We start from the raw sequence: 18,270 nt of genomic DNA, 5'->3' as shown, positions 1-18,270 counted from the left end.
TCCGAGGCCGACTGCGATCACCGTCGAGTCTGGCAGCGGCGGCGACCGGACGCGTCCCCCCAGCGGAGGACAGCGCAGCGACTGCGCTGGGACAGCGCTCCGACCGGCGCTTCGACCGACTCAGGGCACCAGCGCCAGCTTGCCGCCGGGGTGCCCGGACTCCAGCAGCTCCGCGGCCGCCTTCGCCTCGGCGAGCGGGAACGTCCGCGCCACCGGGACCTCGAGCTGTCCGGCCCCGGCCAGGTCGATCAGTCGCTGTCGCACCGAGTCGCGGAACGCCTTGCTCGCTGGCTGCGCCCCACCGACGGCGGCGAACCCCGCCTCAGCGGCGCGCGCCTGCGCGGCGATGGTGACGATCCGGTCGCGGTCCGCGACCACCGCGAGCGAGACGTCGACGGCCTCGTCGGTGCCCACGCAGTCCAGTGCCACGTCGATGCCGGAGGGTGCGAGCGACCGGACCCGTGCCTCCAGGCCGTCGCCGTACGCGACCCATTCGCCACCGAAGCGTCGCACGACGTCCGCACCCCGCTCGGAGGCGGTGCCGATGACGCGCGCGCCGAGCAGGTGGAGCTGCTGCAGCAGGCTGACGCCGACTGCTCCGGAGGCACCGTGCACCAGCACGGTGTCGCGCCCCGCGGCACGGGTGACGCGCAGCATGTCGGCTGCGGTGGTGCCCGCGAGCAACAGGTTCGCCGCCTCGGGGAAGCCGAGCCCGACGGGCTTCGCGAAGACGTCCGCGGCCGGGACGGTGAGGGACGACGACCAACCGCCGGCGATCCGGAACGCCAGGACCTCGTCGCCGACCGCTCCCCCGCCGGAGGCGATGGTGGTGTCCGGTCCGAGGGCGGTGAGCACGCCGGCGACCTCGTAGCCGACGGGCACGGGCAGGTCGGCCGGGTCGCCCTGCCGCGTGTGCTTCGTGTCGGCGGGGTTCATGCCGGCGGCGCGGACCGCGATGGTGACCTCACCGGGTCCGGGTGCGGCGACCTCGGTGTCCACGAACTCGAGGACCTCGCTGCCGCCGAACCGCGGTGCCACCCAGTGCTTCGTCATGCGGCCGACGCTACGCCCCGATCCGCCGGCGGCGTGCGCGGAGGGTCCGTGACCGGAGCACCATCACGGCGATGCCGCCGAGCAGCATCGCTCCTGCCGCGGCGAGCGGGATCGTCGGGTCGCTGCCGGTGAAGGCCAGTTCCGTCGTGCCGCCGCCGGTGTCGCCTCCACCGATGACCGGGACCGCGGGTGCTGTCGACGTGGGAGCGGTGGGCACGGGAGCCGAAGCGGTCGGCGTCGCCGTGGGCGTCGGTGCCGGCGCACGGACGGTCACGACGTAGGTCTCGGTGTCCGGCGGTGCCGTGCCGTTGTCGACCGTGATCGTCACCGTCGTGGTGCCGGGCGTGGTCGGCGTGCCGGAGATGACGCCCGTGTCCGGGTTGATCGTGAGTCCGGGCGGGAGGGTGCCGCCATCGGAGTACGTCGGTGCCGGGTTGCCCGTCGCGGTGACGGGGAACGAGTACGGCGTGCCGGCGGTCGCGTCAGTCGGGGTGCCCGAGGTGATCGTCGGTGCGACGCTCTCGGACGGCGTCCCCGCAGCCGGGCAGTTCGTCGGCCGGGTGATGGTGTTGTCGTCGAGCGTCACCGCTGCGTTCCGGGCGAGCAGTCGGCCCACGACCGTCGCACCCGTCGTGGCGGTCACGGACTGGTCGGCGAGGACGGTGCCCTGGAACTGGGCGGCGCTGCCGATGGTCGCTGAGCTGCCGACTTGCCAGAACACGTTGCACGAACTCGCGCCACCGGTGATGACGATCCTCGTGCCGGACCCGATGGTCAGGGTCGACGCGGCCTGGAACACCCAGACGGAGTCCGCGCTGCCGGCCAGGGTGAGCTGGCCGGTGTTCGCGAGCTGCAGCGTGTCGCCGTTGTAGACGCCCGGGCTGAGGCTGAGCCCGTTGAGCTCCTGGAGGCCGGTCTGCGTCGGCGTCAGCGAAGCGGCCACGTCGTAGGCGGTCGTGGTGTCCGACTGGGCCTGCGCGGCCGCCGCGTCGGTCTGGTGCACGGTGCCGTTCACGGTCCCGTTGCCGGTGCCGCCGAAGCCGGTGATCGAGGTACCGGGCGAGACGCCGAGGTCACCGTTGACCACGGTCGGCCCGGTGTTCGTCACGGTCTGCGCGCCGAGGACGCCGTAGCTCGCTGCGGTCCCGAGACCGACGGGGCCGTCGATGATGGTGGCGGCGGACGCGGCCGAGGAGGCGCCGAGGGCGAGCGCTGCGGCCAACCCGATCCCGGTGCTGACGACGATGAGCGGACGGAGGATGGGCGTTCTGGCCACGGAGGCCCCTGCCTGAGATGGCGAAGAGCCGATCGGGCATCGGAGACACCCGGCGTTCACCGTGTCCCGAGTGTGTCCGGATCGCATGTGTTCCGAGGTCTTGACTCCCAGGTTCGCCCGGATCAGCCGATACCGGACAGGACCCGTCCGTTCCGGTCGACGACGGCTGTTCGGTATCGTCCTCACATGCCGCGCGCCGCGATCGTCGTCAACCCGTCCAAGGTCGACCTGCGGGTGCTCCGCAACACCGTCGCGGCTGAGGAGGATCGGACCGGTTGGGCTCCCACGACCTGGTTCGAGACCGCGGCGTCCGACGACGGCCGTGCCGCTGCGGTCGACGCACTCGCCACCGCGCCGGACGTCGTCCTGGTCGTCGGCGGCGACGGCACGCTGCGCGTCGCAGCCGAGGTGCTGCACGGCTCCGGCGTGCCCCTCGCCGTGCTCCCCGTCGGCACCGGGAACCTGTACGCCCGGAACCTGCGCATCCCGCTGAACGACGTCGCCGGTTCGGTCCGAGACGCCTTCACCGGGACGGATCGACGGGTCGACCTCGCGTTCGCCGAGCTCACCGACCCGCAGGGCACGACGACGCGCAACGCCTTCCTGGTGATGGCGGGCATCGGCCTCGACGCGAACATGGCGGCCAACACCAACGCGCGGCTCAAGAAGCGGTTCGGGTGGCTCGCGTACTCCGACCCGATCATGCGGTCCGTCATCGGCAACCGGCAGATCGACCTGCGGTACCGCCTCGACGACGGTGAAACCCGGACGATGCGGGCGCACACCGTCATCGTCGGTAACTGCGGCACCCTGACCGCCGGCGTCCTGCTGCTGCCCGCCGCGAAGCCGGACGACGGGGTGCTCGACGCGGTCGCGTTCCGCCCCGGTCGGACGGTCGGCTGGGCCGGCGTCGGCTACGGCCTGTCGCTGAACCGCTTCTTCCACCGGACCGGGTTCGGCCGGTTCCTGTCGTGGCTCATCCCGGCCACCCGGACGCTGCGGTACACGAGCGCGCGGGTCCTCGACCTCGAGCTGGACCAGCCCGAGCAGGTCCAGCTCGACGGCGACCCCTTCGGCACCGTGGTGGCGGTGCGGCTGACGGTGGACCACGGCGGGCTCACCATCCGGGTGAGGCCGTCGCGGTGACCACGTGAAGACGGGAGGCCCGGTGCCAGCTGGCACCGGGCCTCCCGTCATCACCGGGCCACGTCGAGGGCGTCAGCCGCGCGCGACACGCACCTGGTCCGCGAACGCTGCGTGCAGCGGGTGCTCCGCGGCGAGGCCGGTGATCTGCGTCACCACGTCGGCATCGGACGCGTCCGAGGCCAGGAGCGCCTGCAGCTCGACGCTCTGCTCGTCGTCGGCGACGTCGAAGCGGAGCGCCGCGCCCATCGCGTCGAGCAGCGCGGTCGGCTCGGTGCCGTCCTCGGCCAGCGCCGCGGCGGGCGAGACGAAGCGCTCGTCACGCGACAGCTTGCGGAGCGGCTGCCGGCCGACGCGGGTCACCGTGTCGGGCAGGTGCGGGTTCTCGAACCGGGCGATGATCGCCTGGACGTAGGCGCGGTGCACCTCGGGGTCGAGTTCGTGGCGGCGGACGAGCAGGTCGCTCGTCTCGGCGAGGACGGACTCGAGCTCGGAGCGCACCGCGGGGATCGCGATGGCGTCGGAGATCTTGTCGGCCCCGGCGACGAAGCCGTGGTACGCGACGGTGGCGTGCCCGGTGTTCACCGTGAAGAGCTTGCGCTCGATCGAGGCGGCGAGGCCGTCGACGTAGTGCGCGCCGGGGATCTCCGGCTCGTTGCCGCCGAACGGCGTGCGGTCGATGGCCCACTCGAAGTAGGTCTCGACGGTGACGTCGAGTCCGGCGCCCTCGGGCTGGGCCGGCACGATGCGGTCGACGGCGGTGTTCGCGAAGACGGCCTTCGCGAGCGCCGCGTCACGGCCGTCGGCCGGGAGCGCGTCGACGATGAACTCGCGCAGACGGTCCGTGGCGTTCAGGGCGTTCTCGCACGCCATCACGGCGATGGGCGCAGCGTCCGCGTCGCGCTGCTGCAGCGCCCGCGCGATCACCGGGGCGATGAACTTCAGGACGTTCGGGCCCACCGCGCAGGTGACGATCGCGGCAGTGGCGATCTCGGCGACGACGCCGTCCTCGTCCTGCGCGCTGTTCAGGGCGCGGAAGTTCGTGACCTCGTGGTCCTGCGCTCCGGTGCCGACCTCGTGCACGGTGTACGAGTCGGCGGCGGCGAGGGCGTCGATGAGCGGCGCGGCGACGTCGGCGAAGACGACCTCGTAGCCCGCTTCGTGCAGGAGGAGCCCGACGAAGCCGCGGCCGATGTTGCCGGCACCGAAGTGGACGGCGGTGCCCCGGTCGGTGGTGCTCACTCGTTGACCTCGCCGAGGATCGACAGGATCGCGCTGGTGTCGGCCGCGTCGGTGAGCTTCTGGACTTCGTCCTCGTCGGAGAACACGATCGCGATCTTGGACAGGATGTCGAGGTGCTCGTTGTTCACGCCGGCGATGCCGACGACGAAGCGCACGGGGTTGCCGTCCCAGTCGATCGGGCTGGCGTAGCGGATGAACGACAGCGCGGACGACTTGATGGCGTCCTTCGCGTCGTTCGTGCCGTGCGGGATGGCGAGGAAGTTGCCCATGTACGTGGACACGCTCTTCTCACGCTCGAGCATCGCCGGGTAGTAGTCAGCGGTGACCGCGCCCGCAGCTTCGAGGATCTCGGCCGCCTCCTTCATCGCCTCCGACTTGGTCGGCGCGGTGTCCTCGGTGTGGATCCGGATCTGGCTCTCCTGCAGGACGGGCATCGTGGTTCTCCTTGGTGTTCGAGGACGTGACGGAGGGGACGGGGATGTCCCCGTCCCCTCCGATACTGCACTTCGTTACTGGTGGTGGCGTTACTGGTTCTTGAGCTGGTCGACGACCTGGTCGTACTGCGGCGCGTTCATGAAGTTGCCGACCGACACGTGCTGCGCGTTCGGGTTCTTCTGCTTGGCGCGGTCCGTCAGTTCTTCCTGCGTGATGATCAGGTCCTCGTCACCGGACAGGTTCGCGATCGCCTTGTTGGTGACCGTGACCCCTTCGATGCCCGCCTTCTTGATCTTGTTGCGCAGGACGCTGGCGCCCATGGCGCTCGACCCCATGCCGGCGTCGCAGGCGAACACGAGGTTCTGGACCTTCGTCGCGGTGGCGGTGGTGCCGGCGGCGGCTGCCTCTTCCGAGTTGGCCGGGGCGGTGCCGCCGAAGAGCCCTGCGGTCGCGGCGTTCGCGTCGCGGCCCTTGGTGGCCTGCATCTTGTCGAACGCTGCGGTCATGTCGCCGCCGCCGTTGGCGAGGTCGCGCTTGCGGCTGGCCAGCAGGAAGAACGACGCGACCGCGAAGGTGACCGCTGCGGACAGGATGACCGACAGGATGACGCCGACGTAGCTGTCCTTCGCCGTCGCCGTCAGCACGGCGAAGATCGATCCGGGCGATGCCGGGGCGACCAGGCCGGAGCCGAACAGGACGTTCGTGCCGACGCCCGTCGCACCACCGAGGATGACGGCGATGAACAGGACCGGCTTCTGCAGCACGTACGGGAAGTAGATCTCGTGGATGCCACCGAAGAACTGGATGAGGATCGCACCGGGAGCGGTCGAGCGGGCGATGCCGACACCGAAGAAGGTGAAGGCGAGCAGGATGCCCAGACCGGGGCCGGGGTTCGCCTCGAGCAGGAACAGGATCGACTTGCCGGAGTCCTGCACCTGCTGGGCGCCGAGCTGGTCGAGCACACCGTGGTTGATGGCGTTGTTCAGGAAGAACACCTTGGCCGGCTCGATGATGACGCTGGCGAGCGGCAGCAGCGAGTGCTGGACGAGGAAGTTCACCGCGTCGCCGAGGCCCTCGGCGATGAGCTTGAACAGCGGGGCGAGCCAGAAGAACCCGACCATCGCCAGCCCGAAGCCGAGGATGCCGGCCGCGTAGTTGTTGACGAGCATCTCGAAGCCCGGCTTGATCTTGCCGTCCCAGATCTTGTCGATCTGCTTGATGAGGTACGCGCCGAGCGGCCCGCAGATCATCGCGCCGAGGATCATGATCGTGCCGTTGGCGCCGAGGATGACGCCCATCGCCATGATCGAGCCGACGACGGCGCCGCGGGTCTCGTAGATCATCCGGCCGCCCTGGAAGGCGATCGCGAGCGGGATCAGGTACGTCAGGATCGGGCCGACGAGACCGATGTTGGCCACACCGTCCGTCTCACCGAACCCGCCGAGGATCCCGACGGGGGTCCATCCGGTCTCGATGAAGAAGGCGGTGATCAGGCCCCACGCGATGAAGATCGCGATGTTGGGCATGACCATGCCGGAGAGGAACGTGCCGAACTTCTGAACGGCGACGCGTGCGCCGCCCCGCGACTTCGCGGGTGCGTCGGGCGCTGCAACGGACGACGTTGTCATGTGCGGTGACTTTCTGTGTGGTGGAGCTGCTGCTGGTGCGGACGGGGTGTTGGGGATGGTGCGGCTCAGACGGCGTGCGCGGCCGCCGCGGCGGACTTCGCGGCCGCCGCCGTGGACGCGGCGAGTGCCGCCTGGGCCATCTCCCGGGCCTGTTCGAGCGTGTGCTGACCGAGTTCGGCGCGCACGTCGGCCAGGGCCGCGGGGGTCATGGAGAGGGTGGTGGCGCCGAGGCCGACGAGCACGACGGCGAGCAGCGGGTCGGCTGCGGCCTCACCGCAGATGCCGACGGGCTTGCCCGCGTCGGCACCGGCCGCACCGAGCTGCGCGACGAGGCGCAGGACGGCGGGGTGCCACGGGTCCTGGTAGGACGCGACGGTGCCGAGCATGCGGTCGGCGGCCATCGTGTACTGGGTCAGGTCGTTCGTGCCGATCGACACGAAGTCCGCGTTCTGGAACACCTGTTCGGCCATCAGGGCGAGCGACGGCACCTCGGCCATCACGCCGGCGGTGCGGATGCCGAGCTCGCGAGCCAGGGTGACGAAGTACTCGGTCTCCTCGGCGTCGGCGACCATCGGGGCCATGACCCAGAGGTCGGCCTCGGTCGCGGCGTCCGCCTGGGCCAGTGCGACGAGCTGGTCGCGCAGCACCTCGGGGTGGTTGCGCAGCGCACGGAGCCCGCGACGGCCGAGCGCCGGGTTCTCCTCGTCCTTGTCGGTGAGGAACGGCAGCGGCTTGTCGGCACCGGCGTCGAGCGCACGGACGACGACCTTCTTGCCCGGGAACGCGGCGAGGAGCTGACGGTAGGACTCGGTCTGCTCGTCGACGGTCGGCGCCTTCGGCGAGTCGAGGAAGAGGAACTCGGTGCGGAAGAGCCCCACGCCCTCCGCACCGAGAGCAACGGCGCCCGCGGCGTCGGCGGGGCTGCCGAGGTTCGCGAGCAGGGGCACGACGTGGCCGTCGGCCAGGGCACCGGCGGTGAGCGGTGCGGCCGCCGCGGCGAGCCGGTCGGCGATGCGCTGCTCGACGTCGGCCACCAGGGCCTCGGACGGCTCGGTCACGACGGTGCCGGCGACGGCGTCGACGACGATCGGCTGCCCGTCGGCCAGGTCGTCGGCACCGGTGACGCCGACGATCGCGGTGATGCCCTTGGCGCGGGCGAGGATCGCGGTGTGCGAGGTCGGGCCGCCGTCACGGGTGACCAGCGCGAGGACCTTGTCGAGGTCCAGCAGTGCGGTGTCGGCCGGAGCGAGGTCACGGGCGACGAGGACGAACGGGGTGTCCGACTCGGGGACACCGGGGGCGTGCACGCCGCGGAGCTTCGCGATGATGCGCTGGGCGACGTCGTCGAGGTCGGCTGCGCGCTCCCCCATGTAGCCGCCCATGCCGACGAGCAGGTCGCGGAACTGCGCGAACGCCTCGTACACGGCACGCTCGGCGTTGGTGCCGCCGTCGATGCGCGTGTGCACGTCGTCGAGGAGGGTCGGGTCCTGCGCCATGAGCGCCTGCGCCTCGAGCACGGCCTGGGCGTCGCCGCCGGCGAGCTGTCCGCGCTTGTTGAGGTCCTCGGCCACCGCGGCCAGTGCGTCGTGCACGGCCTGCTTCGCGTCGTCCGCCGAACCGGTCAGGGCGTCCTTCGACGGTTCGCCGAGCGGGTCCGCCATGCGGAGCACGGGGCCGTGGGCGACGCCACGACCGACGCCGGTGCCGAGCAGTTCGGACATTCGAGACTCCTTCATCTCACACGCGCTTGCGGTGGGGTGTTCGTTCGGTGCGCGCACGGCTGAGACGGGACCTCGCCGGTGCGGCTGAGCAGCACACTACCCCGATCCGCGTTGACAAACAAACACATCCGGGGATAAAAATGCAGAAACAGATGCCCGTTTGCGTCTGGCGGCCAGCCGCTCCGGCTCGGTTCCGTCAGGTTCGTGCCCGGTCATGTCCGTTCCGTTCCGACCAGGAGACGACGAGGTCCGATGTACGCACCAGAACGCCACCAGCGCATCGTCGAGCAGGCGCGCGCGCAGGGGCGGGTCGACGTCAAGGACCTCGCCGAGCTGCTCGAGGTCACGCCCGAGACCATCCGCCGCGACCTCACCTCGCTGGAGCGACGGGGACTGGTCCGACGTGCCCACGGCGGCGCCATCCCGGTCGAGCGCATCACGATCCACCCCGGTGTCGGCGACCGGGGCGGCATCAACCAGGCCGAGAAGATGGTCATCGCCGAGGCCGCGCTCGAGGAGCTGCCGGAGAACGGCTCGATCATGATCGACGCCGGCACCTCCACCATCTGCCTCGCCGAGATGCTGCCGACCGACCGCGGACTCACCGTGGTCACCCACTCGCTCCCCGTCGCGATGGCCGTCGCGAACCGCCCGGGCATCGACCTGCACCTGCTCGGCGGCAACATCCGCAGCGACTCCCTGGCCGGCGTCGGCACGTGGACGCACCAGCTCATCGGCATGGTGAGCGTCGACGTCGCCTTCGTGAGCATCAACGGGATCACCCCGGAGCGCGGCCTGACGACCCACAACATGGCCGAGGCCGCGGTGAAGTCGGCGATGATCAAGTCCGCCCGCCGCAGCATCCTGCTCGCCGACCACACCAAGTTCGGTCGCGAGGAGTTCGGCCGCGTCGCACCCCTCGCCGCCATCGACACGATCATCACCGATCCCGCCGTCAACCTCGACCTGGTCCGCGAGGTCGAGGCCGCCGGCACCGAGGTGTTCTGGCCCGGTCGACCCTGACCGCTCGCCCGACCCGCCCATCCGGCGCTCGCTAGCATGAGCGCACCACCCATCGACAGGAGTACATCGATGTCCGAAGCCACCCGCACCGTGACCGTCGCCAGCGCGTCCGGCCTGCACGCGCGCCCCGCGTCCCTCTTCGTCCAGACCGTGACGGCCTCCGGCCACCAGGTCACGATCGCCAAGGGCGACAAGTCCGGCAACGCCGGCAGCATCCTCGCCCTGCTCGGCCTGGGCATCGAGAACGGCGACGAGGTCAGCCTCACCGTGACCGGCGACGACGCCGAGACCACCGCCGACAGCCTGGTCGAGTTCCTGCAGACGGACCACGACGCGGCCTGACGCCGCACTGCGACGGACGGGAGGCACGGTGCCAGCTGGCACCGTGCCTCCCGTCCGTCCTGCGGTCCCCCGCACTGCCGGGCCCGCGCCCGCCCCATCCGTCCGGCCCCGCGCCCACCCCGTCCGCCCCGCCCGTCCGGCCCCGCCGGGGTTCCGAAATCTCGTCATCTCGGCGTCCCCCACGTCGGTCCGTGGAACCTCGGCGGACGGCACGCGGCGAGTCGTGGAACCTCGAACCGGTGCGGTCCGGGGCTGTCGGCGCCCGCCGATAAGGTGGTCGGCATGACACGCCTGCGCCTCGCATCCGTCAACGTGAACGGCGTCCGCGCCGCCTTCCGCAAGGGCATGGGCGACTGGCTCGCCACCCGCGACGTCGACGTGCTCGCCCTGCAGGAAGTCCGTGCGTCGAGCGAGGACCTGGCCGGTCTGCTCGGCGACGAGTGGGACATCGTGCACGACCCCGCGACCGCCAAGGGCCGGGCGGGTGTCGCGATCGCGTCCAGGCACTCGGCCCAGATCCACCGCGTCGCCCTCGGACCGGACGAGTTCGACTCCGCCGGCCGCTGGCTCGAGGCCGACTACGAGATCGGCGGCACCACGGTCACGGTCGTGTCCACCTACGTCCACTCGGGCGAGGTCGACACCCCCAAGCAGGACGAGAAGTGGAAGTTCCTCGACGCCATGACCGAGCGGCTGCCCGCCCTCCGCGCGCACAACCCGCTCGCCGTCGTCGTCGGTGACCTGAACGTCGGGCACGACCAGCGCGACATCAAGAACTGGAAGGGCAACGTCAAGCGAGCGGGCTTCCTGCCGCGCGAGCGTGCCTACTTCTCGCGCTTCTTCGGTGCCGACGGCGAACCGGTCGAGGGCGCTGACGGCTCGACGGGCCCGGGGCTCGGCTGGGTGGACGTCGGGCGTGCGCAGGCCGGCGACGTCGAGGGGCCGTACACGTGGTGGTCCTGGCGCGGCCAGGCGTTCGACAACGACACCGGCTGGCGCATCGACTACCAGATGGCCACGCCCGACCTCGCGGCGAAGGTCACGGAGTACACGGTCGACCGCGCCGCGGCGTACGACCAGCGATGGTCCGACCACGCCCCCGTGGTCGTCGACTACGAACTCTGATCCCCACTCGTTGCGCTCCACCTGACCCACAGGAACACCACCATGACCAAGACCCGCATCTTCTCGGGCATCCAGCCGTCCGCCGGTTCGCTGCACCTCGGCAACTACGTCGGGGCGCTCATGCAGTGGCGCGACCTGCAGGACGACTTCGACGCCATCTACTGCGTCGTCGACATGCACGCGATCACCTCGCCGCAGGACCCGGCCGAGCTCCGCGCGAGCACCCGGGCGACGGCCGCGCAGTACATCGCGTCGGGCATCGACCCGACGAAGTCGACGCTGTTCGTGCAGTCGCACGTGCCGGCCCACGCCGAGCTCGCCTGGGTGCTCAACACCCTCACTGGTTTCGGTGAGGCGAGCCGGATGACCCAGTTCAAGGACAAGTCGGCGCGGCAGGGGTCCGAGGCCGCGTCGGTCGGGCTCTTCACGTACCCGGTCCTGATGGCCGCCGACATCCTGCTGTACGACACCAAGGTCGTGCCGGTCGGCGACGACCAGCGCCAGCACGTCGAGCTCACCCGCGACCTCGCCGGACGCTTCAACTCGCGGTTCGGCGACACGTTCGTCGTGCCCGAGGCGCGGATCGGCACCGAGACGGCGCGCATCTACGACCTGCAGGACCCGACGAGCAAGATGAGCAAGTCGGCGGCGTCCGACAGCGGCTTGATCCGGCTGCTCGACGACCCGAAGCGCACCGCGAAGAAGATCAAGTCGGCGGTCACCGACGACGAGCGCGAGATCCGCTCCGACCGGCAGGCGAAGCCGGGCGTGACGAACCTGCTCGCGATCCTGTCCGCCTTCAGCCGGACCCCCGTCGCCGAACTCGAGGCATCGTTCGCGGGCAAGGGCTACGGAGACCTCAAGGGCGCGGTCGCCGACGCCGTCGTCGCCGAGCTCGAGCCGGTGCGCACCCGCACGCTCGAGCTGCTCGACGACCCCGCGGAGCTCGACCGGCTGCTCGCCGTCGGCGCGGACCGTGCCGAGTCCATCGCGCAGGAGACCCTGGCGCGCGTGTACGACCGGATCGGGTTCGTCCCGCGCTCGCGCGGCTGACCGTGCTGCCGGTCACGCTGGAGTCCGCCCGGGTCCGACTCGACGTCCCGACCCGGGCGGACACCGCGGCGATCACCGACGCCTGTCAGGACCCGGACATCATCCGCTGGACGACCATCCCCACGCCGTACCGCGAACAGGACGCACGGACCTTCGTCGACGCCCTGGTCGGCCCCGGCTGGGCATCGGACCGCGAGTACACCTGGGCGATCCGCCGCAGTGGGTCCTCCTGGCTCGAGGGGATCATCGGGTACCGCACGGCCGGCCGCGACCTCGGCTTCTGGCTGGCGCCCTCGGCCCGCGGTGCCGGGTTGATGCGCGATGCGGTGGAGCTCGTCGTGGACTGGGCGTTCGAGGATGGTGCTCCGGACGTCTACTGGGAGTGCTACGAGGGCAACACGGCGTCGGCCGCGGTCGCCCGCAGCGCCGGGTTCTCGTTCACCGGCGTCGGGCCCGCCCGGATCCCCGGACGCGACGGCGGACCGACGACCGCCTGGACCGCCCTGCGCCGGGCCGACGGTGCGCCCGCATCGGACCTCCCGTGGCCCGACGCTCCGTGACGCAGCGCCCCGTGACCCGGTCCCGCATGACGCCGCGTTCCCGACGATGACGCGTCACCGATCCACCGCCGGTAGGCTCGATCCGTGAGCGACACGGCACGACCCACCGAGGTCCGGGCGATGCGCCGCGGGCTCGAACTCGCGGCCCTCGGGCCCGTCGTGGGCGACCACGCTCGGGTCGGCGCGGTGATCCTCTCCCCCGCCGGCGACGTCCTCGCCGAGGGGTGGCACATGGGTGCCGGAACCCCGCACGCCGAGGTCGACGCGATGGCGAAGGTCGATCCGACTCAGCTGCGCGGCGCGACGGCCGTCGTGACCCTCGAGCCCTGCAACCACACCGGCCGCACCGGCCCCTGCGCCGTCGCCCTGATCGAGGCCGGGGTCGCCCGTGTCGTGTACGCGATCGACGATCCGGGCGCGGACGTGCACGGCGGTGCGGACCGACTCCGCGCCGCCGGGGTCGACGTCGTGTCCGGGGTGCTCGCCGACGAGGCCGAGGCGTTCCTCGAACGGTGGCTCCTGTCGGTTCGACTCGGACGCCCATGGGTGACCGTGAAGTGGGCCTCGAGCCTGGACGGCCGGGCCGCGGCTGCCGACGGGACGAGCAAGTGGATCACCGGCGCCGCAGCCCGGCAGCACGTCCACGAGCAGCGTGCCGCGCACGACGCGATCCTGGTCGGCACCGGCACCGTCCTCGCCGACGACCCGAGCCTGACCGCTCGGGGTGACGCGGGCGAACTCCTCGCCGACCAGCCGCTCGCGGTCGTGCTCGGTGACCGCGCCGTCCCCGACGACGCCGCGGTCCGGCGACACCCCCGTGGGCTCGTGACGCTGCCGGGGCACGACCTCGCCGCGTCGCTCGCCGCGCTGCGTGGGCACGGCGTGCACTCGGTGTTCGTCGAGGGCGGCCCCACCGTCGCGTCCGCGCTCATCGCCGCCGGGCTCGTCGACGAGTACCTCGTGTACGTCGCCCCGATCCTGCTCGGCGGACCCCGGGTCGCCCTCGACGACCTCGGGGTGGGAAGCATGTCCGGGCGTCGGCGGTTGGACGTACTATCGACCACCAGCCTGGGCCCTGACCTGCTGGTCCGAGCCCGACCGCAACGCAGCGCGACACCGCAGCAGCACGACGCAGCACCCGGGTTCGGAGACGACGGGCCCACGAACGACCGGAGCACCCCATGACCGACGCGCTGACCTCCTCCACCCCGGGCAGCCCCGTCCAGTTCGAGGTGTCGACGAACGTCCCCACCACCCACGGCACGTTCCAGATGCGCGCCTACCGCGACCTCGTGACCGGCGCGGAGCACGTCGCGATCATCGGCGCGCTGCCCGACGGGTCCGCCCCGTCCGACGGCGCCCTGGTCCGCGTGCACTCCGAGTGCCTGACCGGCGAGGCGTTCGGCTCGCTGAAGTGCGAGTGCGGGCCCCAGCTCGACGCCGCCCTCGACACCATCGCTGCCGAGGGCGGCGTGGTGGTCTACCTGCGCGGGCAGGAAGGCCGCGGCATCGGGCTCATCAACAAGCTCAAGGCCTACCGACTGCAGGAAGACGGCCTCGACACGCTCGACGCCAACCTGGCGCTCGGGCTGCCGGCCGACTCCCGTGCGTACGGGGGCGCCGCGGGCATCCTCGCCGAACTCGGCATCACCCGCGTGCGACTGCTCTCGAACAACCCCGAGAAGCGTCGCCAGCTGGAGGAGCACGGCATCACCGTCGAGTCGCTCGTGCCGCTGGTCGTCGGTGTCTCGGCGCAGAACGCCGGCTACCTCGACACCAAGCGCGACCGGATGGGGCACCAGCTGCCCGCGCACCTCGAGGCCGGCGCCAGCGCCGGGGCGGGCGCCGGCGCAGGAGCCGCCAGCTGACTCTGGGCTGATTCGCAGGTGGGCGACATCTGTCGTACGATGTTGTCTTCCGTCACAAGCGGTCCCCCACCAACCGAACGCACCCCATCGGTGCCCGCGCCACCCAGCGCGAACCGATCGGTGTCCGCCGTTTCGGGTATCCGTGCTCCCTGCCAGGAGTGCGCACCACGGAAGACCACACGACACCCATGACCGCCGCACCGGCACCAGCAACCCCGACCTCAGCTCCGGCACCAGCAGGCAACCCGCGCTCGCGCGTCGTCATCGCCAGCCTCGTCGGCACCTCGATCGAGTTCTACGACTTCTACGTCTACGCGACGGCCGCGGTCCTCGTCTTCCCGACGCTGTTCTTCCCGAACGAGGACCCCACGGCATCGCAGCTGTCGTCGTTCGTGACGTTCGCCCTCGCCTTCTTCGCGCGGCCGATCGGGTCGATCATCTTCGGGCACTTCGGTGACCGGGTGGGCCGCAAGACCACCCTCGTCGCGTCGCTGCTCGTCATGGGCACCGCGACGTTCCTGATCGGCTGCCTGCCGACCTTCAGCACCATCGGCGTGTGGGCGCCGGTCCTGCTCGCCGTGATGCGCTTCGCCCAGGGCGTCGGCCTCGGCGGCGAGTGGTCCGGTGCGGCACTGCTCGCCACCGAGAACGCCCCCAAGGGCAAGCGCGGCGTCTTCGGCTCGATGCCGCAGCTCGGCGCACCGATCGGCTTCCTGCTCGCGAACGGCCTGTTCATCGCGATCAACGCCGCGATGCCCGCCGGTGCCGACGGCACCCCGAACGCCGACTTCCAGGCGTGGGGCTGGCGCATCCCGTTCCTGCTCTCCTCGGTCCTGGTCATCGTGGGGCTCTACGTGCGCTTCAAGCTCGTCGAGTCGCCGGTGTTCCGCGGCGTGCAGGAGTCCGGCACGGTCGCGAAGATCCCACTGGGCCGGGTGTTCCGCACCTCGTGGAAGGCGCTCATCGTCGGCACGTTCGGCATGGTCGCGACGTACGTCCTCTTCTACTTCATGACCACGTTCACCCTGTCGTACGGCACCACCGGTGCCGAGGCCGGTCCGCTCGTCCCGAAGGTCGGCCTCGGCTACAGCCGCGGTGAGTTCCTGACGCTGCTCATGATCGGCGTCGTGTTCTTCGGCATCTTCACCCCGATCGCCGGCATCCTGGCCGACAAGTTCGGGCGCCGGAAGACACTCATCCCGACCACGATCGGCATCGCGCTGTTCGGTCTGACGTTCCAGTTCTGGTTCGCGGCGTCGCAGGGCCCGATCACGGTGGTGACGTTCCTGATCGTCGGACTGTCCCTGATGGGGCTGACCTTCGGGCCGATGGGTGCGCTGCTGCCGGAGCTGTTCCCGACGAACGTCCGGTACACCGGTTCGGCGATCGCGTACAACGTCGCGTCGATCCTCGGTGCCTCGCTCGCGCCGACGATCGCCCTGGCGCTGTGGCAGGCCGACGGCAACATCTTCCTGGTCGGGCTGTACCTGACGATCGCCGCCGTCGTGACGCTCGTCGCGCTGCTCTTCGTCCGCGAGACGAAGAGCAAGGACTTCACGGACGCCTGAGACGCGACCACCTGTGGGACGGGAGGCCCGGTGCCAGCTGGCACCGGGCCTCCCGTCCCTCGGTCGTCGCGTCCACCGCACGGCGCGACCCTGTCCGTCAACTCAGGTTGACAGATGTCGGGGCGTCAATGTAGGTTGACAGCCATGGACCGACCGACCATCACGAGCCTCGCGGCCGGAGCCTCCGGGGACGACCCGTTCTCCGCCCTCGCCAACGTGCGCGAGCTCCGCCGTGAACTCGACCGGACCGAAGAGCTCGCTGCCCGTGCCGCCCGCAACGCCGGGGCGTCGTGGCAGGAGATCGCGACCCTGCTCGGTGTCAGCCGACAGGCAGTGCACAAGAAGTACGGCAGAAACTAGGAACACGATGAGTCTCCCCTTCGCGCGCCCCAAGAAGACCGACGGCCCCCGCGCCACCTTCGGCCGCCTGTTGTCCTACCTGTTCGAGAACAAGCCGGCGATGGTCGTCATCATCGTGCTGAGCATCCTCGGCGCTGGGGCGTCGCTCGCGCAGCCGCTGCTCGTCAACCAGGTCGTCACGGCGGTGCAGCAGGGCAACACGCTCAGCACGCTCGTCTGGCTGCTCGTCGGGCTCGTCCTGGTCGCCGGCATCCTGAACGGTGTGCAGCACTTCCTGCTCCAGCGTGCGGGCGAGGGCGTCGTGCTCTCCACGCGCCGCAAGCTCATCGCCCGCATCCTCAACCTGCCGATCTCGGAGTTCGACACCCGCCGCACCGGCGACCTGGTGTCCCGTGTCGGAAGCGACACCACCCTCCTGCGCGCCGTCCTGACCCAGGGCCTGATCGAGTCGATCGGCGGCGCCCTCACGTTCATCGGCGCGATCATCGCGATGGCGATCATCGACCCGCTGCTGCTCGTGATCGTGGTCGTCATCGTCCTGGTCGCGATCGTGGTCGTCGGCGGACTGAGTCGGCGCATCCGGATCGCGTCGAAGCGTGCGCAGGAGAAGGTCGGCGACCTGACCGCGGCGGTCGAGCGCGGCATCGGCGCCGTCCGCACCATCCGCGCGGCGGGTGCCACCGAGCGTGAGGTGCACGAGGTCGACGGACACGCGACCGAGGCCTACCAGCGCGGCCTCGACATCGCGAAGATGTCCGCCTTCGTCGTGCCGGTGGCGAGCATCGTCATGCAGGTGGCGTTCATCGCCGTGCTCGGCGTCGGCGGGGCCCAGGTCGCCGCGGGCACCATCACCATCGCCACGCTCATCACGTTCATCCTGCTGCTCTTCATGATGATCATGCCGCTCGGCCAGGCGATGGGCGCCGCCGTCGCGGTCGCCCAGGCGCTCGGTGCGCTCGGCCGGATCGAGGAGATCCTGCACCTGCCGACCGAGGCGCAGGACGACGCCGCTGCACGCCCCGCCGCCGCGGTCGCCTCCGACGACGCCATCACGTTCGAGCACGTCACGTTCCGGTACGCGGCTGCAGCGGATGCGTCCGGTCCGGACGGCGCCGTCGCGTCCGGCGCGGTGGACCGACCGGGAGGCCCGGATCGCCTCGCCGACGAGCGTCCGGCCGACGACGTGGTGCTCCACGACGTGTCGTTCCGCGTTCCCCGCGGCTCGCGGGTCGCACTCGTGGGCCCGTCGGGTGCGGGCAAGTCGACGACCCTCGCCCTGATCGAGCGGTTCTACGACCCGACCGAGGGCGTCATCCGGCTCGGTGGCATCGACGTCCGGGGCATGGACCGCCAGGAGCTCCGCGCCCAGATCGGCTACGTCGAGCAGGACGCCCCGGTGCTCGCCGGCACCATCCGCGCCAACCTGCTGCTCGGTTCGCCGGACGCGACCGAGGACGACTGCGTCCGCGTGCTCGAGGCGGTCAACCTCGGCGAAGTCCTGCACCGCGACCCGCGTGGGCTCGACGCCCAGGTCGGCGAGGACGGCGTGATGCTCTCCGGCGGCGAGCGTCAGCGGCTGGCCATCGCCCGCGCGCTGCTCGCCGCTCCCCCGATCCTGCTGCTCGACGAGTCGACGTCGTCGCTCGACGGCGTGAACGAGCAGAAGATGCGGCTGGCGATCGACGCCGTCGCCGAAGACCGCACCCTGCTCGTCATCGCGCACCGGCTGTCCACCGTGGTCGACTCCGACGTCATCGTCGTGCTCGAGCACGGCCGGGTCGTCGGCGCCGGCACGCACTCCGAGCTGGTCGAGTCGACGCCGCTCTACCGCGACCTGGCGAAGCACCAGCTGCTGGTCTGAGCCCCGCCGTCG

Annotated in this window: 16 protein-coding genes and 1 pseudogene; 11 read left to right on the top strand and 6 right to left on the bottom strand. The window is 71.1% G+C overall.

Annotated elements, in window-relative coordinates; genetic code table 11:
• Positions 1-120 precede the first annotated feature (120 nt).
• Both EDF47_RS16970 and EDF47_RS16965 read right to left on the bottom strand, forming a co-directional pair.
• Positions 121-1,053, bottom strand: a complete 933-nt coding sequence (locus EDF47_RS16970; RefSeq protein ID WP_133938418.1) for an NADP-dependent oxidoreductase — start codon at positions 1,051-1,053, stop codon at positions 121-123.
• 10 nt (positions 1,054-1,063) lie between these two features.
• The gene (locus tag EDF47_RS16965) at positions 1,064-2,329 is read right to left on the bottom strand and encodes an ice-binding family protein (RefSeq protein ID WP_166673256.1); all 1,266 of its coding nucleotides are present in this window, start codon (positions 2,327-2,329) and stop codon (positions 1,064-1,066) included.
• A gap of 186 nt (positions 2,330-2,515) precedes the next feature.
• Between EDF47_RS16965 and EDF47_RS16960 the strand changes: the two genes are divergently transcribed.
• The gene (locus tag EDF47_RS16960) at positions 2,516-3,475 is read left to right on the top strand and encodes a diacylglycerol kinase family protein (protein WP_133938422.1); all 960 of its coding nucleotides are present in this window, start codon (positions 2,516-2,518) and stop codon (positions 3,473-3,475) included.
• Between the two features lie 72 nt (positions 3,476-3,547).
• Here the strand turns inward: EDF47_RS16960 and EDF47_RS16955 are convergent, their stop codons facing one another.
• The 4 genes from EDF47_RS16955 to ptsP form a co-directional block, all read right to left on the bottom strand.
• Positions 3,548-4,714, bottom strand: coding sequence for a mannitol-1-phosphate 5-dehydrogenase (locus EDF47_RS16955; protein WP_133938424.1), 1,167 nt, complete (start codon positions 4,712-4,714; stop codon positions 3,548-3,550).
• Positions 4,711-5,148, bottom strand: coding sequence for a PTS sugar transporter subunit IIA (locus EDF47_RS16950; protein ID WP_027466426.1), 438 nt, complete (start codon positions 5,146-5,148; stop codon positions 4,711-4,713). Before EDF47_RS16950 ends, EDF47_RS16955 begins: the two co-directional genes overlap by 4 nt.
• Positions 5,149-5,238: 90 nt before the next feature.
• On the bottom strand, positions 5,239-6,777 hold the full coding sequence (locus tag EDF47_RS16945) for a PTS mannitol transporter subunit IICB (protein ID WP_165903544.1): 1,539 nt from the start codon (positions 6,775-6,777) through the stop codon (positions 5,239-5,241).
• Positions 6,778-6,842: 65 nt separating this feature from the next.
• On the bottom strand, positions 6,843-8,498 hold the full coding sequence (ptsP, locus tag EDF47_RS16940; protein WP_123292171.1) for a phosphoenolpyruvate--protein phosphotransferase: 1,656 nt from the start codon (positions 8,496-8,498) through the stop codon (positions 6,843-6,845).
• A 252-nt stretch (positions 8,499-8,750) separates the two neighbouring features.
• Here ptsP and EDF47_RS16935 point away from each other — a divergent pair, with 252 nt between their 5' ends.
• From EDF47_RS16935 to EDF47_RS16890, 10 genes and pseudogenes are all read left to right on the top strand, one after another.
• Entirely contained in the window at positions 8,751-9,521 is a 771-nt protein-coding gene (locus EDF47_RS16935) for a DeoR/GlpR family DNA-binding transcription regulator (protein ID WP_111086639.1), read from the top strand.
• Positions 9,522-9,590: 69 nt separating this feature from the next.
• Complete coding sequence (locus EDF47_RS16930) at positions 9,591-9,863, top strand: HPr family phosphocarrier protein (protein WP_111086640.1); 273 nt, start codon at positions 9,591-9,593, stop codon at positions 9,861-9,863.
• Positions 9,864-10,145: 282 nt separating this feature from the next.
• Positions 10,146-10,988, top strand: a complete 843-nt coding sequence (locus EDF47_RS16925) for an exodeoxyribonuclease III (protein WP_123292347.1) — start codon at positions 10,146-10,148, stop codon at positions 10,986-10,988.
• 42 nt (positions 10,989-11,030) lie between these two features.
• A complete protein-coding gene (trpS, locus tag EDF47_RS16920) occupies positions 11,031-12,041 on the top strand; it encodes a tryptophan--tRNA ligase (protein WP_111084195.1) in 1,011 nt (336 codons plus the stop codon).
• A 2-nt stretch (positions 12,042-12,043) separates the two neighbouring features.
• On the top strand, positions 12,044-12,601 hold the full coding sequence (locus EDF47_RS16915) for a GNAT family N-acetyltransferase (RefSeq protein ID WP_166673255.1): 558 nt from the start codon (positions 12,044-12,046) through the stop codon (positions 12,599-12,601).
• A 120-nt stretch (positions 12,602-12,721) separates the two neighbouring features.
• The gene (gene ribD, locus EDF47_RS16910; protein ID WP_243834077.1) at positions 12,722-13,786 is read left to right on the top strand and encodes a bifunctional diaminohydroxyphosphoribosylaminopyrimidine deaminase/5-amino-6-(5-phosphoribosylamino)uracil reductase RibD; all 1,065 of its coding nucleotides are present in this window, start codon (positions 12,722-12,724) and stop codon (positions 13,784-13,786) included.
• A 29-nt stretch (positions 13,787-13,815) separates the two neighbouring features.
• Positions 13,816-14,469, top strand: a pseudogene (gene ribA / locus EDF47_RS16905) (GTP cyclohydrolase II); the annotation flags it as partial.
• Positions 14,470-14,657: 188 nt separating this feature from the next.
• Positions 14,658-16,037, top strand: a complete 1,380-nt coding sequence (locus tag EDF47_RS16900; protein WP_131881370.1) for an MFS transporter — start codon at positions 14,658-14,660, stop codon at positions 16,035-16,037.
• Between the two features lie 144 nt (positions 16,038-16,181).
• Positions 16,182-16,397, top strand: a complete 216-nt coding sequence (locus EDF47_RS16895; RefSeq protein ID WP_123292166.1) for a hypothetical protein — start codon at positions 16,182-16,184, stop codon at positions 16,395-16,397.
• A gap of 7 nt (positions 16,398-16,404) precedes the next feature.
• The gene (locus EDF47_RS16890) at positions 16,405-18,258 is read left to right on the top strand and encodes an ABC transporter ATP-binding protein (protein ID WP_131879199.1); all 1,854 of its coding nucleotides are present in this window, start codon (positions 16,405-16,407) and stop codon (positions 18,256-18,258) included.
• Positions 18,259-18,270: the final 12 nt, after the last annotated feature.

This window comes from Curtobacterium sp. PhB190 (assembly GCF_004365385.1).
Taxonomy (GTDB): Bacteria; Actinomycetota; Actinomycetes; order Actinomycetales; family Microbacteriaceae; genus Curtobacterium.
Note: the sequence above shows the minus strand (reverse complement) of the source record. Positions and strands in the feature narration are given on the sequence as shown.